General features: G+C 70.2%; 22 protein-coding genes and 1 tRNA gene. 13 read left to right on the top strand and 10 right to left on the bottom strand.

Features of this window, described 5'->3' with window-relative positions:
• The first annotated feature begins 64 nt into the window (after positions 1-64).
• Both DEU34_RS03650 and DEU34_RS03655 read left to right on the top strand, forming a co-directional pair.
• Positions 65-1,063 carry a glycerophosphodiester phosphodiesterase family protein gene (locus DEU34_RS03650; RefSeq protein ID WP_121148861.1) on the top strand — a complete coding sequence of 333 codons (999 nt, stop codon included), beginning with the start codon at positions 65-67 and terminating at the stop codon, positions 1,061-1,063.
• A 91-nt stretch (positions 1,064-1,154) separates the two neighbouring features.
• Positions 1,155-2,528 carry an FAD-binding oxidoreductase gene (locus tag DEU34_RS03655; protein ID WP_121148862.1) on the top strand — a complete coding sequence of 458 codons (1,374 nt, stop codon included), beginning with the start codon at positions 1,155-1,157 and terminating at the stop codon, positions 2,526-2,528.
• Here DEU34_RS03655 and DEU34_RS03660 read toward each other — a convergent pair.
• Genes DEU34_RS03660 through DEU34_RS03675 form a run of 4 tightly spaced genes read right to left on the bottom strand, consistent with a single transcriptional unit; the run spans position 2,506 to position 6,236 of the window.
• Positions 2,506-3,690, bottom strand: a complete 1,185-nt coding sequence (locus tag DEU34_RS03660) for a pyridoxal phosphate-dependent aminotransferase (RefSeq protein WP_147424003.1) — start codon at positions 3,688-3,690, stop codon at positions 2,506-2,508. The genes DEU34_RS03655 and DEU34_RS03660 overlap by 23 nt on opposite strands.
• A 2-nt stretch (positions 3,691-3,692) precedes the next feature.
• The gene (locus tag DEU34_RS03665; RefSeq protein ID WP_116645939.1) at positions 3,693-4,361 is read right to left on the bottom strand and encodes a methionine ABC transporter permease; all 669 of its coding nucleotides are present in this window, start codon (positions 4,359-4,361) and stop codon (positions 3,693-3,695) included.
• Positions 4,358-5,503 carry a methionine ABC transporter ATP-binding protein gene (locus DEU34_RS03670; RefSeq protein WP_121148864.1) on the bottom strand — a complete coding sequence of 382 codons (1,146 nt, stop codon included), beginning with the start codon at positions 5,501-5,503 and terminating at the stop codon, positions 4,358-4,360. The genes DEU34_RS03665 and DEU34_RS03670 overlap by 4 nt, the downstream gene beginning before the upstream one ends.
• Positions 5,385-6,236, bottom strand: a complete 852-nt coding sequence (locus DEU34_RS03675) for a MetQ/NlpA family ABC transporter substrate-binding protein (protein ID WP_121148865.1) — start codon at positions 6,234-6,236, stop codon at positions 5,385-5,387. Before DEU34_RS03675 ends, DEU34_RS03670 begins: the two co-directional genes overlap by 119 nt.
• A gap of 185 nt (positions 6,237-6,421) precedes the next feature.
• On the opposite strand from DEU34_RS03675, the gene DEU34_RS03680 reads away from it, so the two are divergent.
• A complete protein-coding gene (locus tag DEU34_RS03680; RefSeq protein WP_121148866.1) occupies positions 6,422-6,886 on the top strand; it encodes a MarR family winged helix-turn-helix transcriptional regulator in 465 nt (154 codons plus the stop codon).
• Between the two features lie 83 nt (positions 6,887-6,969).
• Here the strand turns inward: DEU34_RS03680 and DEU34_RS03685 are convergent, their stop codons facing one another.
• Entirely contained in the window at positions 6,970-7,641 is a 672-nt protein-coding gene (locus tag DEU34_RS03685) for a helix-turn-helix domain-containing protein (protein WP_121148867.1), read from the bottom strand.
• Positions 7,642-7,691: 50 nt separating this feature from the next.
• Between DEU34_RS03685 and DEU34_RS03690 the strand changes: the two genes are divergently transcribed.
• Genes DEU34_RS03690 through DEU34_RS03700 form a run of 3 tightly spaced genes read left to right on the top strand, consistent with a single transcriptional unit; the run spans position 7,692 to position 10,237 of the window.
• Entirely contained in the window at positions 7,692-8,420 is a 729-nt protein-coding gene (locus tag DEU34_RS03690) for an aquaporin (protein ID WP_259460013.1), read from the top strand.
• A 15-nt stretch (positions 8,421-8,435) separates the two neighbouring features.
• Positions 8,436-9,821 carry an FAD-dependent oxidoreductase gene (locus DEU34_RS03695; protein WP_121148868.1) on the top strand — a complete coding sequence of 462 codons (1,386 nt, stop codon included), beginning with the start codon at positions 8,436-8,438 and terminating at the stop codon, positions 9,819-9,821.
• Positions 9,818-10,237: a low molecular weight phosphatase family protein gene (locus tag DEU34_RS03700; protein WP_121148869.1), complete on the top strand. Its 420-nt coding sequence runs from the start codon at positions 9,818-9,820 to the stop codon at positions 10,235-10,237. Before DEU34_RS03695 ends, DEU34_RS03700 begins: the two co-directional genes overlap by 4 nt.
• Before the next feature lie 34 nt (positions 10,238-10,271).
• On the opposite strand, the gene DEU34_RS16185 is transcribed toward DEU34_RS03700, so the two are convergent.
• Positions 10,272-10,347: transfer RNA gene (locus DEU34_RS16185), tRNA-Met, on the bottom strand.
• A 151-nt stretch (positions 10,348-10,498) separates the two neighbouring features.
• Here DEU34_RS16185 and DEU34_RS03705 point away from each other — a divergent pair.
• A complete protein-coding gene (locus DEU34_RS03705; RefSeq protein ID WP_121148870.1) occupies positions 10,499-12,946 on the top strand; it encodes an ATP-dependent helicase in 2,448 nt (815 codons plus the stop codon).
• On the opposite strand, the gene DEU34_RS03710 is transcribed toward DEU34_RS03705, so the two are convergent.
• Complete coding sequence (locus tag DEU34_RS03710) at positions 12,943-13,305, bottom strand: hypothetical protein (RefSeq protein WP_121148871.1); 363 nt, start codon at positions 13,303-13,305, stop codon at positions 12,943-12,945. The two genes, DEU34_RS03705 and DEU34_RS03710, sit on opposite strands and share 4 nt — an antisense overlap.
• A gap of 231 nt (positions 13,306-13,536) precedes the next feature.
• On the opposite strand from DEU34_RS03710, the gene DEU34_RS03715 reads away from it, so the two are divergent.
• From DEU34_RS03715 to DEU34_RS03725, 3 genes are all read left to right on the top strand, one after another.
• A complete protein-coding gene (locus DEU34_RS03715) occupies positions 13,537-14,559 on the top strand; it encodes an SseB family protein (protein ID WP_121148872.1) in 1,023 nt (340 codons plus the stop codon).
• A gap of 58 nt (positions 14,560-14,617) precedes the next feature.
• Positions 14,618-15,646 carry a non-homologous end-joining DNA ligase gene (gene ligD, locus DEU34_RS03720; RefSeq protein ID WP_121148873.1) on the top strand — a complete coding sequence of 343 codons (1,029 nt, stop codon included), beginning with the start codon at positions 14,618-14,620 and terminating at the stop codon, positions 15,644-15,646.
• A gap of 157 nt (positions 15,647-15,803) precedes the next feature.
• On the top strand, positions 15,804-16,208 hold the full coding sequence (locus DEU34_RS03725) for an LPXTG cell wall anchor domain-containing protein (protein ID WP_121148874.1): 405 nt from the start codon (positions 15,804-15,806) through the stop codon (positions 16,206-16,208).
• Here DEU34_RS03725 and DEU34_RS03730 read toward each other — a convergent pair.
• From DEU34_RS03730 to DEU34_RS03740, 3 genes are read right to left on the bottom strand one after another with little or no spacing between them, the layout of a single operon-like run.
• Positions 16,181-17,224, bottom strand: coding sequence for an ATP-dependent DNA ligase (locus DEU34_RS03730; RefSeq protein ID WP_259460014.1), 1,044 nt, complete (start codon positions 17,222-17,224; stop codon positions 16,181-16,183). The two genes, DEU34_RS03725 and DEU34_RS03730, sit on opposite strands and share 28 nt — an antisense overlap.
• 4 nt (positions 17,225-17,228) lie before the next feature.
• A complete protein-coding gene (locus DEU34_RS03735) occupies positions 17,229-18,404 on the bottom strand; it encodes an AI-2E family transporter (protein ID WP_121148876.1) in 1,176 nt (391 codons plus the stop codon).
• A gap of 52 nt (positions 18,405-18,456) precedes the next feature.
• Positions 18,457-19,695: an acyl-CoA dehydrogenase family protein gene (locus DEU34_RS03740; protein ID WP_121148877.1), complete on the bottom strand. Its 1,239-nt coding sequence runs from the start codon at positions 19,693-19,695 to the stop codon at positions 18,457-18,459.
• A 112-nt stretch (positions 19,696-19,807) separates the two neighbouring features.
• On the opposite strand from DEU34_RS03740, the gene DEU34_RS03745 reads away from it, so the two are divergent.
• The 3 genes from DEU34_RS03745 (at position 19,808) to sucD (ending at position 23,608) form a co-directional block, all read left to right on the top strand.
• Positions 19,808-21,337: an FAD-dependent oxidoreductase gene (locus tag DEU34_RS03745; protein ID WP_121148878.1), complete on the top strand. Its 1,530-nt coding sequence runs from the start codon at positions 19,808-19,810 to the stop codon at positions 21,335-21,337.
• Between the two features lie 158 nt (positions 21,338-21,495).
• Positions 21,496-22,659 carry an ADP-forming succinate--CoA ligase subunit beta gene (sucC, locus tag DEU34_RS03750; protein ID WP_116645954.1) on the top strand — a complete coding sequence of 388 codons (1,164 nt, stop codon included), beginning with the start codon at positions 21,496-21,498 and terminating at the stop codon, positions 22,657-22,659.
• 46 nt (positions 22,660-22,705) lie between these two features.
• Positions 22,706-23,608 (top strand): succinate--CoA ligase subunit alpha, encoded by a 903-nt coding sequence (gene sucD, locus DEU34_RS03755; protein WP_121148879.1) that lies wholly within the window; start codon positions 22,706-22,708, stop codon positions 23,606-23,608.
• The last annotated feature ends 88 nt before the right edge of the window (positions 23,609-23,696 follow it).

Genomic DNA, 23,696 nt, shown 5'->3' on the forward strand with positions numbered 1-23,696 from the left:
TCCCCGCCGTCGCGGGGTGCTGCTGTGAGGACACCATGAGCGAGCCGGCCGCTAACGTGAAGACGTGACCGCACCCCTCGTCATCGGGCACCGTGGCGCCCCGGGCTACCGTCCCGAGCACACCGCGTCGTCGTACGAGCTGGCGATCGCGATGGGGGCCGACGCGGTGGAGCCCGACGTCGTCGTCTCGCGCGACGGTGTGCTCGTGGTGCGGCACGACAGCGAGATCGGAGCCACGACCGATGTCTCGCAGCATCCGGTGTTCGCCTCGCGTCGGACCACCAAGGAGATCGACGGCGAGATGCTCACCGGCTGGTTCGCCGAGGACTTCACGTGGGCCGAGCTCGCCACCCTCCGATGCCGGGAGCGGCTGTCGACGTTGCGCCCCGGGAGCGCGGCCTTCGACGATTCCGAGCCCATGCTGCGCCTGAGCGATCTCGTCGATCTCGTGCGCGACGCCGGGTCGGCGCGGGGGAGACCGGTCGGGTTGGTCGTCGAGATCAAGCACGCGACCGCTCTCGGTCGGCTCGGCCACCGGCTCGACCAGCTGGTGTTCGACGAGCTCCGCGGCCTCGGCGACGATGTTCCGCTCATGGTCGAGTCGTTCGAGTCGACCGTGCTGACCGCTCTCCGCGAGCGCGGTCTCGCCGCCGAGTACATCTACCTGCTCGCCGCCGACGGCCGTCCGTCCGACCTCGTCGCCTCGCTCGGGGAGGCCGCACCGTCGTACGCGCAGACGGCGGCGCCCGCCGGGCTGGATGCGCTCGCGGGCCGGTTCGACGGAATCAGCGTCGACAAGCGGATGATCCTGGCTCCCGATGCGGCCGGACGTGCGAGGGGACCCAGCCGCGTCGTCGCGGATGCGCACGAGCGGGGGCTGCGCGTCTTCACGTGGACGTGCCGCCCTGAGAACGCCTTCCTCGTGCCGGAGTTCCGATCCGGCACCGACGACGGTGCCTTCGGCCGGTACGAAGAGGAGTGGGCGGTGATCCGGGATGCTGAGCCCGACGGTGTCTTCGCCGACCACGCCGATCTCGCCGTAGCCATCTTCCGCGGCGAGTGAGACGCGCGCCGGTCAGCGCCGTCGTGCGGGTGTGTGTCGGGCGGTGACGCGCGTCGCGCCGCCGCGCGCCGGTCATCCGTACGGTGGAGCGGTGGCCACCGCTTTCGTGAAGACGCTCCGTGACCTCCTCCCCGACGGGGCGGTGATCGACGATCCGCGGATCGTGGCGCAGCACGCGTCCGACGCGTCGCGCACGACCCCGCCGGTCGCCGCCGTGGTGGTGCGGCCACGCTCGACGGACGAGGTCTCCGCCGTTCTGCGCGCCGCGAACGACGCGGGCATACCCGTCGTGCCGCAGGGCGCGCGGTCGGGTCTCGTCGGGGCGGCGGCGGCGATCGAGGGCGCCGTGCTCCTCGACCTCGGCGCGCTCGACCGCATCGTGCGCATCGACCCCGTCGACCGCGTCGCCGTCGTCCAGCCGGGGGTCGTCGTCGCCGACCTGCAGCGCGCGGTGGCGGCGGTGGGGCTCTTCTACCCGCCCGACCCCGCCTCGGCCGACTGGGCGTCGATCGGCGGCACGATCGCGACCAACGCGGGCGGCATGCGCTGCGTCAAGTACGGGGTGACCCGCGACGCGGTCCGCAGCCTCGAAGTGGTGCTCGCCGACGGCGAGGTGGTGCGCACCAGAGCCGAGACCGTCAAGGGCGTCGCCGGACTCGACCTCACGAGTCTGTTCGTGGGGTCGGAGGGGACCCTCGGTGTCATCACCGAGGCGACCCTCGCCCTGCGCCCCGCGCCCGGCCCGAGCAGGGGGGTGTCTGCCGTCTTCCGCGACGCGGCCTCGGCATTCGCGGCGGCGAACGTCGTCGCCTCGGGCTCCCGACTGCCGTCGACGCTCGAGTTCCTCGACGAGGTGGCGCTGCGCGGCATCCGTCTCGTGCGTCCCGAGCTCGGCATCCCCGAGCACGCGCAGGCGTGGCTGCTGGCCGTCACCGACGAAGCGATCGGGAGCGCCGACGACCTCGACGGTTTCGAAGCCGCGTTCCGCGCGCACGGGGCGGAGACCGTCACGCGCGCCGATGACGCGGACGGGCTGGATCACCTGTTCGCCGCCCGTCGTGCGCTGAGTCCCGCTCTCGTCGCCGTCCGGGGCGGGGCGACCCACGGCGACCTCGCCGTACCCCGGTCACAGCTGCCCGCGATCGCCGACGCCGTGGTCGAGCTGCGGGCGCGCCTCGGGGTGGAGATCAGCCTCGCCGGGCACGTGGGTGACGGCAACCTGCACCCGACGGTCGTGTTCGATCCGGCAGACGCCGACGAGACCGCGCGGGCGCGGGCGGCCGAGCGCGAACTGCTCGTGCTGGCTCAGCGACTCGGGGGAACGGTCGCCGGCGAGCACGGCATCGGCTCGGTGAAGCTCCACGCGGTCGACGGCGAGGTGCCGCCCCGCATCCGCGAACTGCAGCGTGCCGTCAAGGTCGTGTTCGACCCGAGGGGGACCCTCAACCCCGGGCGGAAGCTCTGACCGCGCCGAACGCCGTGAGGCGCTCGACCAACTCGGTCAGCGTCGCGTCGTCGTGGACGAGTCCGACGCGGAAGAAGCCGCGTCCGCGCTCGCCGAACCCGTCGCCGGGCGCGACCGCCACGCGCTGCTCCTCCCGGAGCCTGCGTGCGAAGTCCGCAGCATCCGCCCCACCGGGCACCCGCACCCAGACGAAGAACGTGCCCTCGGGCTCGAAGACCTCCCACCCGGCGGCGCGCAGCCCCGCGACGACGAGGTCGCGCCGCCGGCGGTAGATGCCGACGAGCTCTGCGGCGGCGCTCTGGTCGCCGTCGAGGGCGGCCGTGGCCGCGACCTGCGTCGCGCCGAACATCGTGCTGAACGCGTGCGCCTGGTAGCGCGCCATCGCGTCGATGATGGAGGCGTTGCCGGCCGCGAAGCCGAACCGCCACCCGGCCATGCTGTACGTCTTCGACAACGTCTGCAGCTCGACGGTGACATCGAGCCCGGCGTCGAACGCGAGCGCCGACAGCGGGCGACGGTCGTCGAAACCGAGCGACGAGTAGGCGAAGTCGTGCACGAACGCCGCGCCCGTCCGACGTGCGAAGGCGAGCGCCCGCTCCATCGTCTCGGGCGTCGCCAGAGCCCCGGTCGGATTGTTCGGGTAGTTCAGCACGAGCACGCTCGCATCGCTCACGGCGTCGAGCGTGGCGAATCGCGGCTGGAACGACGGTGCGTCGAGGGGCAGCGAGACGACGGATGCTTCGGCCAGGTCGGCGGCGGAGAGGTACAGCGGGTACCCGGGGTCGGGCAGCACGACGTTCGTGCCCGGATCGGCGAGCGCGATGACCGACGCCATGATGGCCTCGTGCGAGCCGTGGAAGATGGCGACCTGCGCGTCGGGGTCGATCTGCACACCGTGGTCGTCGCGGTAGCGTTTCGCGATCGCCCGACGCACCCCCGGACGCCCGATCGACGACGGGTAGCGGTGGTTCACCGGGTCGGCGACGGCCCGCTGCATCGCGGCCACGATGTGCTCCGGCGTCGGGAGGTCGGGATTGCCCTTCGACACGTCGATCACCGGCGGTCCGGGCTCCGCGCGCAGGCGCGCGATCTCGCGGTCCATGGCGCCCCAGAAGTTCGGGGGTAGGGCGCGCACCCGGCGCGCGGGGGAGAAGTCGGCCACCGTCACCGCCGCCGGTACCGGCGCGCGATCGCCGACCCCGTCATCTGGATGCCCTGCACCAGCACGATCAGAGTGACGCACGTGAGCACCATGGCGAAGCCGTCGTAGCGCTGGTAGCCGTACGACAGCGCCAGGTCGCCGATGCCGCCGGCGCCGACCGTGCCCGCCATCGCGGTGGCGTCGATGAGTCCGACCGTGGCGATCGTGATCGCCAGGATCAACGAGCTGCGCGCTTCGGGAAGGAGGAAGCGGCGGAAGATCTGCCACGGCGAGGCGCCCATCGAGCGGGCGGCCTCGATGACCCCCTGCGGCACTTCCAGCAACGAGTTCTCGACCAGGCGTCCGATGTAGGGGGCGATCATGACCGTCAGCGGCACGATGGCGGCCCACACTCCGATGCTCGTGCCGACGAGCAGGCGGGTGAAGGGCAGGATCGCCACGAGCAGCACGATGAACGGCAGCGACCGGGCGATGTTCACGAACACGCCCAGCACGATGTTGGCGGGCCTGTTCTGCAGGATGCCGCCGGGTCGCGTGAGCGCGAGGAAGGTGCCGATCGCGACCCCGAGGATCGACCCGAACACGAGGGCGAACCCCAGCATCTGCAGGGTCTCACCGATCGCCTTCAGGAAGATGTCGGGCGTGATGAGGGTCCAGCGGTCGCCGTTCATGCCACGACCTCCTCGAGGCTGACGACCCGTGACTCGAGGTAGTCCCGCGCCGAGCGCACCCGATCGGCGGGGCCGTCGACCTTCACGATCATCTGACCGATCGTGTGCGTGCCGACCTCGGTCATGTCGGCGTGGAGCATGTTCACCGTCACGCCGAGGTCGGTGATCATGTGCGACACGAGCGGCTCGGCGACCTGCTCGTCGAGCAGGAGGAGGCGCCACAGGTTGTCGCCGCCGACGTGGGAGACGACGCGAGCGGGGAGTCCCTGCGGCACGACGGTCGTGACGAAGTCGCGTGTGATCGAGGCGCGCGGGTGCACGAACACGTCGAGCACCGAACCGTGCTCGACGACCGCGCCGCCGGCCATGACGGCGACCTCGTCGGCGAGGTCTTTGATGACGTCCATCTCATGGGTGACGACGAGGATCGTCGTGCCGTATTCGCGGTTGATGCTGCGCAGCAGTTCGATGATCTGCACCGTGGTCGTCGGGTCGAGCGCACTGGTCGCCTCGTCGGAGAGGAGGATGCGGGGGTTCCGCACGAGTGCGCGAGCGATGCCCACCCGCTGCTTCTGACCGCCGGAGAGCTGCGAGGCGAAACTGTCGGCCTTCGCGCCGAGGCCGACGAAGTCGAGCACCTCCTCCGCCCGGGCGCGGGCGGCGGCGGGTGCGACCCCGTCGAGCCGAAGGGGCAGCGCCACGTTGTCGCGCACGCGCACGGTCTCGAGCAGGTTGAACTGCTGGAAGATCATGCCCGTGCGGCGCTGGGCGGTGCGCAGGGCACGCCCGCGCAGCGCGCCCATGTCGACTCCCTCGACCATCACCCGCCCGCTCGTGGGTTGCTCGAGGCCGTTCACCGTGCGGATCAGCGTCGACTTCCCGGCGCCGCTGTATCCGATGACTCCGAAGATCGATCCCGGAGAGACCTCGAGAGAGACGTCGCGCAGTGCGGCGGTCGCCGCATCCTTCTGTCCGAAGGTCTCGTGACGCTCTCGAAGACGATGCGCCCTTCGTCGCGAGAACTCACTCGAACCAGGCCGGCAGCTGGTAGCCGTCGTACTGCGGGTCGGAGGCGATGTACTCGATGAACTCGGGCGACTCGTAAGCGGCCTTGATGGCCTGAGCCCAGTCCGAGTCGACATCGTCTTCGCGCACGGTGACCACGTTCGAGAAGAACACGGGCTGGTCCTCGACGGCGAGGGCGTCGCCGTGGTCCAGGCCGCCCGAGACGATGAAGTTGCCCTGGATCGTCGCGTAGTCGACGTCTTGCAGCGCCGGAACCTGCTGCGCGTTCTCGATGGGCGTGATGTTCAGGTTGTAGGGGTTCGACGTGATGATCGACAGGTCGGCCGTATTGGGGTCGTCGACGTCGTCGAAGTCGATCCACCCCGCGTCGCGGAGGATGAGAAGACCGCGGTACATGTTCGAGGGCGAGTTCGGAACGGTGACGGTCGAGCCGTCGGCCACGTCGTCGAGCGACGACTTCTTGCCGCCGAACAGACCCATCCGGGGCGTCGGGATCTGCACGAGTGCGGCGTTCGTGATGCCCTCCTGGGCGTTCACGAAGTCGAGGTACACCGGATGCTGCATGATGTTCGCGTCGATCTCGCCCTGCGAGACCGCCACGTTGACGACGATGCCGTCGGTGAAGTCGACGGTCTCGACCGAGTAGCCCTCGGACTCGAGGATCGGGAGGATGCCGCCCTGGAACATGTCGAGGTAGGGGCCGGGGTTGAAGCCGATCTTGATGCTCGTCTTCTCGGCGCCATCGGCGGCGTCGCCCGTCGTCGTGGTGGACCCGCCGGTGCACGCCGTGGTGGCGACGAGGACGACGGCGGCGATCGCGCTGACGAGCGCAGGACGGAAAAGCTTCATGGGGGCCTCTTCTGCGGTGAGTGTCTCAGGGGTCCGGATGCGGAACTCTCCAGGTGCTGGGGGTCACGCTAGCCAGCCCCCGCTCGTCGCCGGGATTCCGGGCGTCACAGTCGGCAACAGTCGAACGATCGGGAGGGAAAACTAGTTCGGAAGTCTAACTACTAGCAAAGCTGTATATTAACTACATGCCTTCCGCGGACGCTCAGCGATCCGCCTTCGCGTCACTCCTCCAGGAGCTGCACGACGCGACGATGCAGGCGGGTTTCGTCACAGCCCGACGGATGAATCTCTCCACCACCGATGCCGCCGCGATCGAGCACATCGCTCTCGCGGCCGATCCGATCGGCCCGGCAGAACTCAGCGTCCGCCTCGGTGTGACGCGCTCTTCCGCGACCGAGATCATCGACCGACTGGTTCGGTCGGGGCACATCCAGCGGCGGCGCGACGAGGCCGACGGACGACGTTTCCGTCTGGTGCCGACGGATGAGGCTCGGGAACTCGTCGCGGTCGAGCTGGCGCCCCTCGAGCGTCGCATCGACGAGATCGGCACCGCGTTCACGGCGCAGCAGCAGCGCGTGATCACGGAGTTCCTCGAGGCGGTCGCGACCGCGCATCGCGAGTTCGCGATCGACGGCAAGCCGGAGCGGTAACGCACGCTGGGAGGTCAGCTGCGGAGCGTCGCGGCGTCGGTCGTGCAACGCCGTGCCGGATCCGCCGCCCGGACAGCGGTGCGCTACGCGGCGGAGACCTGCGGTGCGAGGGTGTCGATGCGGCGGCGGAGGTCGGCGTACGCCGTCTCGAAGGCTGCGAGACTCCCCACGGCGACGGGGTCGGGGATCGACCAGTGCAGGTCGCTCGCGCCCAGGTTCTCGTGGGCGTTGTCGCACACCGTGATCCGGAGCTCCCCCTCCACCTGATCGATCTCCGACAGGAGCCGTGGGCGGGCGGGGGAGAGGTCGAAGCCGTGCTTCGCGGCGACCCTCACCGCTCCGGGAGCGACCGAGTGGGCGGGGACGGTTCCGGCCGACACCGCGGGGACACTGCTGCTCTCGCGCCACATGTGCTCGGCGAGCTGTGAGCGCGCGGAGTTGGCCGTGCACACGAAGAGCACGCGGGACGCCGCGAGGTGAGCGTGCGGGCCCACGTCGCCGAGACCGTGCGCGTTCAGGTGCACGTAGCTGCGTCGCCGATCGCCCTCGGACCGCGACCGCGTGATCAGCGCCACGGACTCGAGGATCTTGAGGTGGTGGGCGAGCAGGTTGGACGCCACCCCGAGCCGCGATTGCAGCTCCTGCGGGGACAGGTCGCCCAGCGCGAGCAGGTCGACGATCCGCAGTCGAGTCGGATCGGCGAGCGCCGCGTGACGGGCGGCGCGAGCCTCGAGGGTTGTTTGCTCGCTGTTCATTGACTCAATATTGATTGAGGTAGTGTGTCGCTGTCAAGCTTTGGAGAACCATGAACCACTCGCACCTGATGCGGCGCGCCGTCGCCGAGACGCTGGGCACCGGACTGCTCGTCGCGGTCGTCGTCGGGTCCGGCATCGCCGCGTCGCGATTGTCGACGGACGGGGGCATCCAGCTGCTGGCCAACAGCCTGGTGACGGCCATGGGCCTCACCGTGCTGATCCTGTTGTTCGGTCCCGTCTCGGGCGCGCACCTCAACCCGATGGTCTCGACGGTCGACGCGGTGCTGGGCCGCGGGGCACGGTCGGGCCCGCGGGCACCCGAGGCGATCGTGTACGTCACGGCGCAGATATCCGGCGCGATCGGGGGAGCGGTGCTCGCGAACCTGATGTTCGACGTTCCGACCGCGTGGTCCACGACGGTGCGGACCGGCCCCGGGGTCCTCCTCGGCGAGGTGGTCGCCACCGCCGGGCTCCTCCTGTTGGTGCTCGGCCTGGCGCGCGCGGGCGCGGGCTGGGTGGCGGCGCCGGCCGTCGGAGCGTACATCGGCGCGGCCTACTGGTTCACCAGCTCGACCTCGTTCGCGAATCCCGCCGTCACCGTCGGGCGCATGTTCACCGACACGTTCGCCGGTATCGCACCGACGTCGGTCCTCCCGTTCCTCGCCGCCCAGCTGCTTGGCGCGATCCTCGGCGCCGCGCTCGCCGTCGTCGTGTTCCCCCGCGCCGTGACGGGCTCGCCTGTCGCGGATGACGTCGTCGTGCCGCAGACCATCCCCTGACCCGAAGGACACCTCATGCACCTCGTCGCCATCGGTGGCAGTGACGCCGGAATCTCCGCCGCGCTGCGTGCCCGCGAACTCGACCCGACCGCGGATGTCACCGTGGTCGTCGCCGACGCCTATCCCAACTACTCCATCTGCGGCATCCCGTACTTCTTCTCCGGAGAAGTGCAGCCCTGGCAGTCGCTCGCCCACCGCACCCACGCGGATCTCGAGGCGACCGGCATGCGCCTGCGTCTCGACACCCTCGCAACGGGTATCGACGTCCCGGGTCGACGGCTGACCGTTCGCGACGGGCGGGGTGTGGAGTCGACGATCGACTACGACGCGCTCGTCGTCGGCACCGGAGCCCTCCCCACTCACGCGGGGATCGCCGGTCTCGACGAGCTCGGCCCCGACGACGGGGTGCACGTCATCCACTCCATGGGCGACACCTTCGCGCTCGACGAACACCTCACCGAGCGACCGCCGCGCTCGGCGATCATCATCGGGGCGGGCTACGTCGGCCTCGAGATGGCCGAGGCGTTCACCGCTCGCGGCATCGCGGTCACCCAGCTGCAACGCGGCCCCGAAGTGCTCTCCACTCTCGACGTCGAGCTCGGGACCCTGGTGCGCGCGGAGCTGGTCGACCACGGCGTCGTCGTCCACACCGGCACCACCGTTCGCGGCGTCGAGAAGTCCGAGCGCGGCCTGACCGTTCACGCCATCCACAATGGGACGGAGGTCGATCACACGGCGGACCTCGTGCTCGCGGTGGTCGGCGTGCGCCCGAACACGCAGTTGCTCGAGCGTGCCGGGGCCACTCTCGGCGCGGGACGCGCCGTCGTCGTGGACGAGCAGATGCGCACCGGACTTCCGGGAGTCTTCGCCGCCGGCGACGGGGTCACGACCCACCACCGCCTCCTCGGCGTCACCTACCTCCCGCTCGGCACCACCGCGCACAAGCAGGGGCGCATCGCGGGGGAGAACGCCCTGGGTGGGGCCGCGCGTTTCGCGGGCTCCGTCGGCACCCAGGTGGTAAAGGTCTTCGACCTCGTCGCCTCGCGCACGGGGCTCCGCCAGCACGAGGCCGTCGCCGCGGGATTCACCGCGGCCACGACCCAGGCGGTCGCCGACGACCACAAGAGGTACTACCCCGGCGCTCAGCCCATCAGCATCCGCGTCACCGGCGACACGGGCACCGGTCGCCTCCTCGGCGCCCAGCTCGTCGGGCGTCTCGGCACCGAGACCGCCAAGCGCGTCGATACGTACGCCACCGCCCTGTTCGCCGGCCTCACCGTCAAGCAGATCAGCGACCTCGACCTCTCGTACACCCCGCCGCTCGGCTCCCCGTGGGATGCCGTGCAGCTCGCGACCCAGAGCTGGTCGCGCGACACTCGACCGACCGGAGCCCACGCATGACCACCCCGCCCACCGTGCTGTTCATCTGCACGCACAACGCCGGACGTTCGCAGCTCGGCGCCCACCTTCTCGCTCACGTCGCCGGTGATCGCTTCGCCGCGACGAGTGCGGGGGTCGCCCCCGCCGAGGCGATCAACCCGGCCATCGCCGCCACCCTCGCCGAGCTGGGGATCGACACCTCCGCGGCGAAGCCGCGCGCGGTCACCGTCGACGATCTCGCGACCGCCGACATCGTCGTCACGATGAAGCCCGGGCTGCGCGTGCCCGGCCCGATCGCGGGCGAGCACGTGGAATGGGCGTTCCCCGACCCGGCGAACTGGGAGGCCGACGGGGCGCGCGACCTCCGCGACGCCGTCCTCGCCGCGGTCACCATGCTCGCGGAGCGCCACGCGCACAACCCTGCGCCGATGGGCTGACATCGCCCGGCGCCGTCGATTCCGGCGGGGAGAGTGGACGCGACGGCGGGAGTCGAACCCGCCACGCAGTCGGGTATGAACCGATGCCCGGGACCGCCCGGATCGCCGCGATGACGGTTCCACGGTAGATCGCCAGTCGCACCCGGGTCGAGGTGTGTGACCGATGATGTCCCCCTGAGTCGTCACAGACCGGCGGTCGTCGTCCCCGCGGCCGCGATCGACGGGGCGGCTGTCGGAGCCCGCGCCTACACTTGACGGGACATGACCGACGCAACCACGCCCCTCATCGTCGGCAGCGGCACCGGGCGCTTCGACAAGGCCGATCACGCCTCGCGCTCCGACGACGACCTGCTCGCCGGACTCAACCCGCCCCAACTCGAGGCCGTCACGTATCGCGGCCCCGCGCTGCTGATCGTCGCCGGCGCCGGTTCGGGCAAGACGAGCGTGCTCACGCGCCGCATCGCGTCGCTGCTGCGCAGCCGTGAGGCGTGGCCGAGCCAGATCCTCGCCATCACGTTCACCAACAAGGCCGCGGGCGAGATGCGCGAGCGGGTGCGCTCGCTGATCGGCGACCGCGCCGAGGGCATGTGGATCTCCACGTTCCACTCCGCGTGCGTGCGCATCCTCCGCCGCGAGGCCCAGCAGTTCGGTTTCACGAAGTCGTTCACGATCTACGACTCCGGCGACTCCCGTGCGCTCATCAAGCGGCTCGTCAAAGAGCACGAGGGCGACGCGTTCGGCCTGACACCGGCGGGCACGCAGAGCCGCATCTCGAAGCTAAAGAACGAGCTCGCCGATGCGGAGTCGTACGCGCGCCAGGCGAACATGAGCGACCCCGTCGAGCGGGTCTTCGTCGAGATCTTCGGCGCGTACCAGCGCGAACTCCAGAAATCGAACGCCTTCGACTTCGACGACCTCATCGGTCAGACGGTCTACCTCTTTCGCGCGTTCCCGCACGTGGCCGATCAGTACCGTCGGCGCTTCCGCCACATCCTCGTCGACGAGTACCAAGACACCAACCACGCGCAGTACGCGCTCATCCACGAGCTGACCCGTCCGATCGGGGCGGATGCTGCGCCGATCGCCTCCAGCGGCGGCATGATGATCTTCGAGCCCGAGCCCGTCGGCGAAGACGCCGCGTCGCTCACGGTCGTCGGCGACTCGGATCAGTCGATCTACGCATTCCGCGGCGCCGACATCCGCAACATCACGGAGTTCGAGCGCGACTACCCGGGTGCGAAAGTCGTGCTCCTCGAGCAGAACTACCGTTCCACGCAGAACATCCTGTCGGCGGCGAACGCCGTCATCAGCAACAACTTCGACCGCAAAGAGAAGCGACTCTGGACCGATGTCGGCGCCGGCGAACCCATCATCGGGTTCACCGGGTACTCGCAGCACGACGAAGCCCAGTTCGTCGCCGACGAGATCGAGTCGCTGCACAAGACGGGCGTCGACTACTCGCAGATGGCCGTGTTCTATCGCACGAACTCCCAGTCGCGTGCGCTGGAGGAGATCTTCATCCGCTCGGCGGTGCCCTACAAGATCATGGGCGGCACCAAGTTCTACGAGCGCGCCGAGATCAAGGACGCCCTCGCCTACCTGGTCGCGGTGGCGAACCCCGCCGACGAGATGGCGCTGCGCCGCATCCTGAATCGTCCGCGCCGCGGAATCGGCGACGTGACGGAGACGGCGATCGCGCGGTACGCGGCCGACCAGCAGATCACCTTCCGCGATGCGCTCGCGAACTCCTCCGCTCTGGGCGTCGGGCCCAAGCTGCAGGCGGCCATCGCCCAGCTCGACGCCGTCCTCGCCGAGGCGACCGCGATCATGCTGCCCGCCACGGGCGAGCTCGCGCCCCCCACGGCCGTCGCCGAGGGGCTCACCCTGCTGCTGAACAAGTCGGGCTACTTCGACGCCCTGCGCCGCAGTCGCGACCCGCAAGATGAAGCGCGCCTCGAGAACCTCGACGAGCTCGTCGCCGTGACCCGCGAGTTCGCCCGCAACAACCCCGAGGGCACGATCATCGATTTCCTCAGCGAAGTCGCCCTGGTCGCCGATGCCGACGACCTCGACGATGCATCGGGGTCGGTGTCACTGATGACCCTCCACACGGCGAAGGGGCTCGAGTTCGACGCGGTCTTCCTCACCGGCGTGGAAGAAGACCTCATCCCCCACCGCATCTCGGCGAACGAGCCCGGGGGGCCCGCCGAGGAACGCCGCCTCTTCTACGTCGGCATCACGCGTGCTCGCAAGCGCCTCTACCTCTCGCTGGCGATGACCCGCGCGCAGTTCGGCGAGGTCACCGTCGCCATGCCCAGCCGGTTCCTGCAAGAGGTGCCGTCGGAGCTCATCGACTGGCGCCAATCGCCGGGGGATGTGAACTCGCGCGGCGGCTCTCGCTCCCGTGCCCTCAACGCCCGTCCGTCGGGAGGCTCCGATTCCGGCAGCTGGGGCACGAAGCGTTACGGCGACGACCTCGCACCGAAGTCGACGGCGATCGACAAGTTCCCCAATCGCATCCCCGCGAAGGTGCGCGACAACGGCGACCTCGTGCTCGCGTCGGGTGATCGCATCCGGCACGACGATTTCGGCGAGGGCCGCGTCGACGCCGTGACGGGGGAGGGTGCCAAACGCGTCGCCCACGTGAGGTTCGACACGGTCGGCGCAAAGAAACTCCTCATCAAGATCGCACCGATCGCGAAGATCTAGCGATCGCCCTCAGCGGTCGCGACGCCGAGTTCGTCTGCCACGGCGGGGTCGGCCAGCACGGCCGCCAGGAGGTCGTGGGCGCTCTCGGCGGTGATCTGCACGCGGATGTCGCGCCCGTTCTCGATCACCAGCCAGGTGCGGGAGTCGCTGCGCCGGTGGAGGAGGCCGACCTCGACGTCGGCCGTCGCTATCGCGGCACCGTCGCGTCCGTCGCGCAGGGTGAGGGTGAGCGAGCGCCCACCGCTGCGATGGTCTTCGTCTGCCTCGTGCGTCGTCTGGCCGTGCCGTGTCGTGCACCAGGCGAAGGGGCAGGACGGGCCTCGGCTCTCGGGTCGGCGCCGAACCTCGTCGTCGCTCATCGGGGCTCCCCTCTCGCCATTCGACGTCTGTCATCGCTGGGTGAGGTGGGCACGACCTCTCCGCCCAGTAAAGCGTGGGGTTCCGACATCGCGTGCTCGCCGGCCGGGGCTCGCGTGCGCATGTGTACATGCTAGCCGGGTCACTGCGGTCCGTGGAGACGCGGGGCCGTCCCCGTGCGAGCGCGAGGTTCGCCGCGTGCGGGAACTGGGCCTCGGGTTAGGCTGAAACGGATGGCTCTCTTCTCGCGTCGAAAGAATTCCGACCGTCCGGCCGCCTCCGAGGCTCCGGCCGAGGCGGGCACCACCGACGTCACGGCTCCGCCGGTCGAGCCGGTGAGCGACCCCGCGGCGTCGGTCGGCATCTCTCTCTCCACGTTCCAGGGTGTGGGGGCGTCCCCGCCCGCCGAGCCCGTCCCCGACACGCGACCCCGGGCTCGCGCGGTGCCCGCGGAGGCTCCCGCGCCGAACGAGTCGCTCCCGGGCGTGTACGACAACGTGCTCCTCCGCGATGCGCTGGCCGCGCTGCCCGATCCGCCCACACCGACCGCGCTCATGAACGTTGCGCGGCAGCTGCTGCAGGGGCACCTTTATTTGCGGGTCAAGGGCGATGCTCGCGCGTTGCTCTCGGAAGGCCGTGGTCTGCCGCTCGCGGTGACCCGGCGAGGCGAGAAGCAGCACGTGCTCGTCTACAGCTCCGGTACGGCTCTCCAGGCCAGCGTGAAAGCCGACGGCGACACCGACACCTCCGCGATGGCGCAGCCGGTTCTCACGGTGCTGCGCCACGTGCTCGACGGGCCCTACGAGGGCATCGTCATCGACCCGTCGTCGGGGCCTGCCCGGGCCGTCCTGCCGAAGCCGCTCCTCCAGCGCGCTGTCGACGAGGCGCACGCGACGCTGACCATCAAGACGCTTCTCGCCGGTCCCCGCACCGACGAGACGGCGCCCGCGGTCGCCGCCGCGTTGGCCGAGGCGCCCCTGTGGATCGCCGTACGCCGCACCGAGGAGGGTGGTCCGGTCGGCATCGCCGAATCGCGCACGGCCGACGGCGATCGGTACCTCGAGGTGTTCTCCCACCCGCTCGAAGTGCTCAGCCTCGGCCGCGGCGACCAGGCCCTGCCGGTGACGGCCGATCAGCTCGGCAAAGCGCTCGCCGCCGACGCGGGACTCACCGGTGTGGTCGTCGATCCGGGCGGACCGTGGATCCGCGTGCCTCGCGCCGAGCTGGCCGCGCCGCTCACCGACGCGTCCTCGTAGTCGACCCGTCCGACGCTCGCGGGGTGACGGATGCGGCGCACCGCCCTAGTGTCGAACAATGGCGTCTCCGCGCATCACCCTCACCGTCCCGGGCCCTGATGGCGAGCGGGAGGTGGGTCTGTCGAGCCCCGATCGCGTGCTCTGGCCGGAGGCGGGTATCACCAAGCGCGAGCTGGCGGAGTACTTCGTCGCCGTGGCGGAGCCGTTCCTCGCGGCCAACGGCGGTCGCCCCGTGTCGCTGGAGAGATTTCCCGACGGCATCGAAGGGGAGAGCTTCTTCTCGAAGAACCCGCCGAAGGGCGCGCCCGACTACGTCCAAGCGGTGACCGTCACCTACAACAGCGGACGCCGGCATCCGCAGCTCGTGCTCACCGAGATCGCGTCGGCGGTGTGGGCCGCACAGATGAACACCATTGTCTTCCATCCGTGGGCGTCGCTCGCCGACGACACAGACCACCCCGTCGAGCTGCGGATCGACCTCGATCCCCAGCCCGGCACCGGGTTCGCCGAGGCGGTCGCCGCCGCCCACGGGCTGCGCGAGGTGCTGCGAGAGGCGGGCCTCGAACCCTGGATCAAGACCAGCGGGAACCGCGGGCTGCACGTCTTCTGCCCCATCGAACCGGCCCACGAGTTCCTCGACGTGCGGCACGCGGTGATCGCCGCGGCGCGCGAGCTCGAACGGCGGATGCCCGATCGGGTGACGACGAATTGGTGGAAGGAGGAGCGAGGAGAGCGGATCTTCGTCGACTTCAACCAGGCGAACCGCGACCGCACGATGGCCGGCGCCTACTCGCCGCGCGCGCTCCCGACGGCGACCGTCTCCACCCCGCTGACGTGGGACGAGCTCGACGGCGTGGATCCGCACGACTTCACCGTGCGAACCGTGCCGCAGCGGTTGGCCGACGTCGGCGATCCATGGCGGGGGATGCTCGACAGGCGCGGTCGGATCGACGTGCTGCTGCAGTGGTGGGAGCGCGACCTCGCCGGCGGGCTCGGCGAGCTGCCGTTCCCGCCCGAGTTCCCCAAGATGCCGGGCGAACCGCCCCGTGTGCAGCCGTCGCGCGCCCGTAAGCCCGATACCGCCTGAGAGATCGAGGTGCGCGGGGAGGGGCGTCCGACCGGCGCCACCGGGGTACGCGGATACGATGTCGCATGTCGCGCGCGGATCACGATATCGTGGGGAGTGGCGACAAAACGCCGACAGCGTCGAACGGCCAAGGGCGGCCGGGAATCGGAGAACAAGGGTGCGCACGTCGAACGGACGCAGAACGGTCGGCATCGTCGCCGGGGCAGTGCTCGCGGGGGCTCTGCTGCTCCCGGCGGGCGTGGCATCAGCCGAACCCGTCGACAGCGAATCGCTGACCCTCGTCGTCGAGATCCCCGAGCGCACCGCCACTCCGACCCCGTCGCCCACCGCGACGGTCGATCCGACTCCGTGGCCGCAGCCGTCGTCGAGCTCGACGACCGGGCCGGGCAACGGCTCCTCGGGCAATGGCGCGTCGGGTAACGGCGCATCGGGTCAGCTCCCCGCGACCGGTGGCGAGGGTCTGCTCTGGCTCCTGGTCGCCGGCGGCGCGATCACCGCGGTCGGCCTCACGATCCGCGGCGCGGCGCGTTCGCGTCAGTCGAGCACGTCGCCCAGGTCGTAGGCCGAGACCGTCTCGAGCTGCTCGTAGGTGCACGACCGCGCGTCGCGGTCGTCGCGCCACCGCTCGAACTGCACCGTGTGACGGAAACGGTACCCCTCGAGCTGGTCGTACCGGACTTCCAGAACTCGTTCGGGTCTCAGTCGCACGAAGGACACGTCCTTCGACGCCGAGAAGCGAGAACGGTCCGTCTCTCCGGTGATCGCGTCTCCCGCGTCGTCGCGCTCCACGTACGGCGCGAGCTCGTCGATGAGTGACAATCGTCGCTCGTTGCTCCACGCGGCCACCCCGCCCACCCCCACGAGGGTGCCCTCGGCGGTGTAGAGCCCGACGAGGAGCGAACCGACGCCCCGACCCGACTTGTGGATGCGGTACCCCAGTGCGACGACGTCTGCGGTGCGGGCGTGCTTGATCTTGAACATGGCGCGCTTGCTCGGGGCGTACGGCTGGGCGAGCGGCTTCGCGATGACGCCGTCGAGTCCCGCTCCCTCGAATTCCGCGAGCCAGCGCCGCGCGACGTCGGCGTCGTCCGACGTGCGCGTCACGTGCACCGGGTGGGGGAGCCCTACGAGCAGGTCGACGAGTTCGGCGCGACGCACCGAGAACGGCTCGGGCTGGAGGTCGCGCTCGCCGCGCGCGAGCAGATCGAACGCGATGAACATCGCCGGCGTCTCCTCGGCGAGCATCGCGACGCGGGAGGCGGCGGGGTGGATGCGCTGCGACAGCGACTCCCAGTCCAGGCGCTGCGCTCCCGGTTCGCCCCGGGCCACGACGATCTCGCCGTCGATGAGGCACGGCTCCGGGAGAAGACGGGTGAAGGCCTCGACGAGCTCGGGGAAGTACCGGGTGAGCGGCTTCGCTCCGCGGCTGCCTATTTCGACCGCGGTGCCGTCCCACGAGACCAGAGCACGGAACCCGTCCCACTTGGGCTCGTAGCTCAGGCCGCCGTCGACCTTGGCCTGCTCGGGCACCTGGGGCACGGACTTCGCCAGCATCGGTGCCGGGATGTCGTAGGGCACGATCTCACCCCTCGCCGCCGGAGAGCGGCACGGGCGACCGGCGCTTCTTTCGCCGGGCCCACTCGGCCGGCTCGTTCTCGCCGTTCCAGACCGACACGATGCCCCAGGCGACGGCGGTCAGCGGCACGGCGAGCAGGGTTCCGAGGATGCCGCCGATCGCGGTGCCGCCGGCCAGCACGACCAGCACGACGAACGAGTGCAGCTTCATCGTGCGACCCATCAGCACCGGCTGGAGGAAGTTGCCCTCGAGCTGGTTGACGAGCACGACCACCCCGACGACGAAGAGCGCGTTGACCGGTCCGTTCGCCACCAGTGCGACGAGCGCTGCCAGTACGCCGGCCGATACCGCACCGACGATCGGGATGAACGCGAGGAGGAAGACGAGCACCGCGAGGGGGAGCGCCAGGGGCACCTGAAGGATCAGCAGACCGATGTAGATGCCGATGGCGTCGACGGCTGCGACCGAGGCGGTGCCCCGCACGTACGAGCCGAGCACCGTGACCGTCTTGTCGCCGATGCGGCGCGCGCGGTCGTAGTGGGCGCCGCGGAAGGGGCGCAGCACGAACTCCCACATGCGGGGGCCGTCCTTCAGGAAGAAAAAGAGGATCACGATCAGCAGCACGAATCCGGTGGCGAACGAGGCGATGGCGCTCACGCCCGCCAGCGCTCCGGTGCCGAACTGTGCGCTCGTGACGAAGTCGGTGATCGCCGACATCGCGCTGTCGATCTGCTCGGGAGAGATGGCGAACGGCAGGGTGTGGTACCAGTCGAGCGCCTGCGAGAAGCCGTCTTGGGCCTGTGAGTACAGGTCGTCCCACTGGTCTATGACGGCGCGCACGACCAGCCAGCCCAGCCCCGTCAGCACTACGACGACGGCCAGGAGGGTGAGCAGCGTCGCGATCAGCGACGGCACACCCTTGCGCCGCATCCACATCGTGAACGGACCGAACGCCGAGGCGAAGATCAGCGCGAGGATGAGGGGGATCACGACGAGCGTCACCTGCTGGATGCCCCAGATGAGACCGCCGACGACGATGACGAGCACGACGATCTGAACGCTGCGCAGCGCGAGGCGTCCGAAGGCGTCGGCCCACAGCGAGCGGGGCGGGGTGTCTTCGGTGTGCTCGATGGCGGATGCCACGGCATCCTTGTGCACGGGCGTGCGACGGAACAGGCTCATGCTCCGAAGGTAGCCGGTCGCTCCGGTGGGCACCCGGGGTTGCGGCGGTGCGTTATACGAACGCGCTCATGCCGGTGATGTCGCGTCCGAGCAGGAGCGCCTGCACGCTCTCCGTGCCCTCGTACGTGTGAATCGCCTCGATGTCGGCCATGTGCTGTATCACCCCGTTCTCGAGCAGGATGCCGTTGCCGCCGAGCAGGTCGCGCGCCGTCGATGCGACCCGACGGGCCGCGCGGGTGTTGTGGTACTTCGCGAGCGAGGCCTGCGTGGGCCGAAGACCGCCGGATGCTTCGAGGTCGGCCAACCGGCGGCAGAACAGCTGCATGCCGGTGAGGTCGTCGAGCATCTGTGTCAGGCGCTCCTGGATGAGCTGGAACTTCGCCAACGGCTTGCCGAACTGCACGCGCTGCGTCGCGTACGACAGGGCGGCCTCGTAGCAGGCGGTCGCGTGGCCGAGGGCCGACCACGCCACGCCCGAGCGCGTGGCGAAGAGCACGGTCGACGCATCCTTGAAGCTCTTCGTGCCGGGGAGCACCGCGCTCAGCGGCACCCGCACGTCGTCGAGCGCGATGTGCGCCTGATGGATCGCGCGGAGCGACGCCTTGCCCGGAATGACGGTGCCGGTGTAACCGGGGAGGGACTGCTCGACGAGGAAGCATCGCACCGAGCCGTGCTCGGCGGCGTCCGGGTCGTCGACGCGCGCCCACACGAAGCTGACCCCGCCGGAGGCGCCGTTGCCGATCCACTTCTTCGTGCCGCGCAGCACCCACGCGTCGCCGTCGCGCCGCGCGACCGTCTCGAGCGAGACCGAGTCCGATCCGTGGTCGGGTTCGGTGAGTGCGAAGGCGCCGAGCACGTCTCCGCGGAAGAGGGGCTGCAGCCATCGCTCGCGCTGCTCGGGTGAGCCGTAGAGCGCGAGCGTGCGCAGGGCGAGTCCGCCCTGGACGGCCACGATGGTGCCGAGCGAGCCGTCGCCGCGCGAGACCTCCATGTTCACCAGGCCCGCCGCGAGGGGCGACGACGCGGGGAGGTCGGGGTCGTCGATGCCGTCGGCGAACAGGCCGAGCTCGCCCATGCGGGGTAGGAGGTCGATAGGGAACTCCGCGGCATCCCACGCGCCCTGCATCCGCGTTCCGACCTCGTCGATGAGCGTCTGCGCGTTCTTCCAGGCGTCGAGGTCGGCATCGGACACGTCGGCGAAGACCGCGTAATAGTCGGTGCCGCGTCGGCCGGTGAGGTCGTAGCGCGAGACGGCCTCGCCGGGGAGGTGTGAAGTAGCAGCGTCGCTCATGCGAACCACGCTAGACGCTCGAGCGCCCGATGCGGGCGGGTTGTCCCGACCGCATCGAGGTGTCGTGTCAAGCCGCCTGCGCCCGGTCGCCGGCGGGCGTTGACTGACGCGCATGACCTCACTGTGGAAGCACGGGCTGGAGCCCGTCACCGGCACGACGATCGAAGCCGGTGCCTCGCACGAGGTCGTCGTCGTGGGTGCCGGGATCACCGGACTCTCGACCGCGCTGATGCTCGTGAGGTCGGGATTCGACGTCGCCCTCGTCGAGAAGGGCGACGTCGCCGAACTCGCCACGGGCTCGAACACCGGCAAGGTCTCGCTCCTTCAGGGAACGACCCTCTCCGAGCTGCGACGTCACCATCCCGCCCGCCTCGTCCGTGCCTACGTGGACGCCAACCGCAGCGGCGCGGAATGGGTGGCCGACACCGCACGCGAACTCGGCGTCCCGGCGACGCGACGCACGGCCTATACCTACGCGCAGGATGCCGGTGGCGTGCGCGCGGTCGGCGACGAGCACGCCGCCGCCACCGAGGCCGGTGTCGAGACGCGCATCGTGGGCGTCGACGAGATGGCGCAGGTGCCGTTCCCGGTCGCTCGGGCCGTCGCGCTCGACGACCAGCTCGCGCTGGACCCGGCCCGTTTCGCCCGCGCGCTCGCCGCGGCCTTCGTCGCCGAGGGCGGTCGCCTCCATACCCGCACCCCGGTGCGGCGAGTGAGCGTGATGGGCACGCCGACGGTGCACACGGATGCGGGGGACCTCTCGGCGCACCGCGTGGTGCTGGCGACGGCGACGCCGATCATGGACCGCGGTCTCTACTTCGCCAAGACCAGCGGGCTGCGATCGTCGTGCGTCTCGTTCGCGCTCGAGGGGGATGCCTTCGACGGCATGTACCTCTCCACCGACGACCCCTCGCGCTCGATACGCGTCGTCCGCGAGGCGGACGGACCCGTCGATGCTCCGCAACTGATCGTCGGCGGAGCGGGTCACCCCGTCGGCCGCGAGGACTCGGCGCTCGCCCTCATGGACGAACTGGTCGCCTGGGCGCGGCAGCACCTCCCGATCGGTGAGGAGACCCACCGGTGGTCGGCGCAGGACTACCGATCGCACAACCTCGTGCCGTTCGTCGGCACGCTTCCGCGCACACTCGGGCGGGTGAGCTTCGCGACGGGGTACGCGAAATGGGGGCTGACGAACGGCCCGGCGGCGGCGATGCGCCTCGTGTCGGAGCTCCGCGGCGAGAAGCTGCGCGATCGGCCGCGATGGATGACCGTGATCGGCACGCGGCTGACGGTGCCGGCCGACCTCGCGCAGGGTGCGGTCGAGAACGTGTCGGTCGCTCGCGAGGCCGCTCGGGGCTGGGCGGCGGCCGAGTCGACAGCCGTACCCGTGCCGCGCCCGGCCGAGGGCGGCGGGGTCGTCGCGCAGCGCTCCGGCAGGCCCGTCGGGATCTCGACGACCGGCGGCGTCACCCGGGCCGTCGACGCCGTCTGCCCGCATCTGGGCGGAGTTCTGTCGTGGAACGATCTCGAGTGCACGTGGGACTGCCCGTTGCACGCCTCCCGGTTCGCCGCGGACGGCACCCGCATCGAGGGTCCGGCGGTCGCCGACCTGCGCCGCCTGGACGGCGGGGCGCACGCCTGACGGGGCCCGCGACCAGGACGTCCGTCCGTCGCGCGCTCGCAGGAGGCCGCGGATTCGGGCCTCCAGGGTCGGGATAGTAGGGTGGGGGACTGGTCGATATATCTCGACATCAAGATGTTTCCGGCTCCCCCGTCCCATCGTCCAGCGAAGGATTCTCCGTGGATCTGTACGAGTACCAGGCACGCGATCTGTTCGAAAAGTACGAGGTGCCGGTGCTTGCCGGCATCATCGCCGATACCCCCGAAGAAGTGAGAGCCGCGGCTGAGAAGCTCGGCGGCGTCGTCGTCGTCAAGGCTCAGGTCAAGACCGGCGGCCGCGGAAAGGCCGGCGGCGTCAAGGTCGCCAAGACCCCCGACGAGGCGTTCGAGGCGGCACAGGCCATCCTCGGCCTCGACATCAAGGGCCACGTCGTCAAGCGCGTGATGGTGGCCGCGGGCGCCCGCATCGCCCAGGAGTTCTACTTCTCCGTGCTGCTCGACCGCGCGAACCGCTCGTACCTGAGCCTCGCGAGCGTCGAGGGCGGTATGGAGATCGAGCAGCTCGCCGTCGAGAAGCCCGAGGCGCTCGCGCGCATCGAGGTCGACCCGATCGAGGGGATCACCCCCGAGAAGGCCCTCGAGATCGCCAAGGCCGGCGGTTTCGACGACGAGCTGGCTCCCAAGGTCGCCGACGTCTTCGTGAAGCTCTACGCCGTCTACACCGGCGAAGACGCCACGCTGGTCGAGGTGAACCCGCTGATCCTCTCGGAGGAGGGCGACGTCATCGCCCTCGACGGCAAGGTCTCGCTCGACGAGAACGCCGGTTTCCGCCACCCCGAGCACGAAGAGCTCGAGGACAAGGACGCCGCCGACCCGCTCGAGGCCAAGGCCAAGGCCCACGACCTCAACTACGTCAAGCTCGACGGCCAGGTCGGCATCATCGGCAACGGCGCGGGCCTGGTCATGTCGACCCTCGACGTGGTCGCGTACGCCGGCGAGAAGCACGGCGGCGTCAAGCCCGCCAACTTCCTCGACATCGGCGGCGGGGCCTCGGCCACGATCATGGCGGCCGGGCTCGACGTCATCCTCGGCGACGAGCAGGTCAAGAGCGTGTTCGTCAACGTCTTCGGCGGCATCACCTCGTGCGTCGCGGTCGCCGACGGCATCGTGAAGGCGCTCGAGATCCTCGGCGACACCGCTTCCAAGCCGCTCGTCGTGCGCCTCGACGGCAATCAGGTCGAAGAGGGTCGCGCGATCCTCGCCGCCGCCAACCACCCGCTCGTGACCCTCGCCGCCGGTATGGACGAGGGTGCCGACAAGGCCGCCGAGCTGGCGAACGCCTGACCCGACGCTTCGACAAGCTCAGCGACTGATTCGAAGGACATAAGAAATGTCGATCTACCTCAACAAGGACTCCAAGGTCATCGTCCAGGGCATCACCGGCGGCGAGGGCACCAAGCACACCGCGCTCATGCTGAAGGCCGGCACCCAGGTCGTCGGCGGTGTCAATGCTCGTAAGGCGGGCACCGTCGTCGCGCACAAGGACAAGGACGGCAACGACGTCGAGCTGCCCGTGTTCGCCTCGGTCGCCGAGGCGATCGCCGCGACCGGCGCCGACGTGTCGATCGCGTTCGTGCCGCCGGCGTTCACGAAGGACGCCATGATCGAGGCCATCGACGCCGAGATCCCGCTGCTGGTCGTCATCACCGAGGGCGTGCCCGTCGGCGACAGCGCCGAGGCGTGGGCCTACGCGAAGTCGAAGGGCGAGACCACGCGCATCATCGGTCCGAACTGCCCGGGCATCATCACGCCCGGTGAGGCGCTCGTGGGGATCACCCCCGCCAACATCACGGGGAAGGGCCCCATCGGCCTCGTCTCGAAGTCGGGCACCCTGACCTACCAGATGATGTTCGAGCTGCGCGACCTCGGCTTCTCGACCGCCATCGGCATCGGGGGCGACCCGATCATCGGCACGACGCACATCGACGCGCTCGCCGCGTTCGAGGCCGACCCCGAGACCAAGGCCATCGTGATGATCGGCGAGATCGGCGGCGACGCCGAAGAGCGCGCGGCCGACTTCATCAAGGCCAACGTGACCAAGCCCGTCGTGGGCTACGTCGCCGGTTTCACCGCACCCGAGGGCAAGACGATGGGCCACGCCGGCGCCATCGTCTCGGGCTCGGCGGGCACCGCCCAGGCCAAGAAGGAGGCCCTCGAGGCCGCCGGGGTCAAGGTCGGCAAGACGCCCAGCGAGACCGCGACGCTCATGCGCGAGATCATCGCCGCACTGTAAGCACGCACCCGAGGGGGCGGATGCTTCGACACCGGCGCTCACGCGCCGCGGTCGCCGCATCCGCCCCCTTGTCGTCGCGGCATAGGGT

Origin of the sequence: Microbacterium sp. AG1240, from assembly GCF_003635115.1 — a bacterium.
In the GTDB taxonomy this organism is placed as follows: Bacteria; Actinomycetota; Actinomycetes; order Actinomycetales; family Microbacteriaceae; genus Microbacterium.

Bases quoted from the DNA above. Each gene is read 5' to 3' on its own strand.
- DEU34_RS03665 (WP_116645939.1), bottom strand. From the start codon at position 4,361: ATGAACGGCGACCGCTGGACCCTCATCACGCCCGACATCTTCCTGAAG.
- DEU34_RS03670 (WP_121148864.1), bottom strand. From the start codon at position 5,503: ATGTCGACTCGGACTGGGCTCAGGCCATCAAGGCCGCTTACGAGTCGC.
- DEU34_RS03675 (WP_121148865.1), bottom strand. From the start codon at position 6,236: ATGAAGCTTTTCCGTCCTGCGCTCGTCAGCGCGATCGCCGCCGTCGTC.
- DEU34_RS03680 (WP_121148866.1), top strand. From the start codon at position 6,422: ATGCCTTCCGCGGACGCTCAGCGATCCGCCTTCGCGTCACTCCTCCAG.
- DEU34_RS03685 (WP_121148867.1), bottom strand. From the start codon at position 7,641: ATGAACAGCGAGCAAACAACCCTCGAGGCTCGCGCCGCCCGTCACGCG.
- DEU34_RS03690 (WP_259460013.1), top strand. From the start codon at position 7,692: ATGAACCACTCGCACCTGATGCGGCGCGCCGTCGCCGAGACGCTGGGC.
- DEU34_RS03695 (WP_121148868.1), top strand. From the start codon at position 8,436: ATGCACCTCGTCGCCATCGGTGGCAGTGACGCCGGAATCTCCGCCGCG.
- DEU34_RS03700 (WP_121148869.1), top strand. From the start codon at position 9,818: ATGACCACCCCGCCCACCGTGCTGTTCATCTGCACGCACAACGCCGGA.
- DEU34_RS03705 (WP_121148870.1), top strand. From the start codon at position 10,499: ATGACCGACGCAACCACGCCCCTCATCGTCGGCAGCGGCACCGGGCGC.
- DEU34_RS03710 (WP_121148871.1), bottom strand. From the start codon at position 13,305: ATGAGCGACGACGAGGTTCGGCGCCGACCCGAGAGCCGAGGCCCGTCC.
- DEU34_RS03715 (WP_121148872.1), top strand. From the start codon at position 13,537: ATGGCTCTCTTCTCGCGTCGAAAGAATTCCGACCGTCCGGCCGCCTCC.
- ligD (WP_121148873.1), top strand. From the start codon at position 14,618: ATGGCGTCTCCGCGCATCACCCTCACCGTCCCGGGCCCTGATGGCGAG.
- DEU34_RS03735 (WP_121148876.1), bottom strand. From the start codon at position 18,404: ATGAGCCTGTTCCGTCGCACGCCCGTGCACAAGGATGCCGTGGCATCC.
- DEU34_RS03740 (WP_121148877.1), bottom strand. From the start codon at position 19,695: ATGAGCGACGCTGCTACTTCACACCTCCCCGGCGAGGCCGTCTCGCGC.
- DEU34_RS03745 (WP_121148878.1), top strand. From the start codon at position 19,808: ATGACCTCACTGTGGAAGCACGGGCTGGAGCCCGTCACCGGCACGACG.
- sucD (WP_121148879.1), top strand. From the start codon at position 22,706: ATGTCGATCTACCTCAACAAGGACTCCAAGGTCATCGTCCAGGGCATC.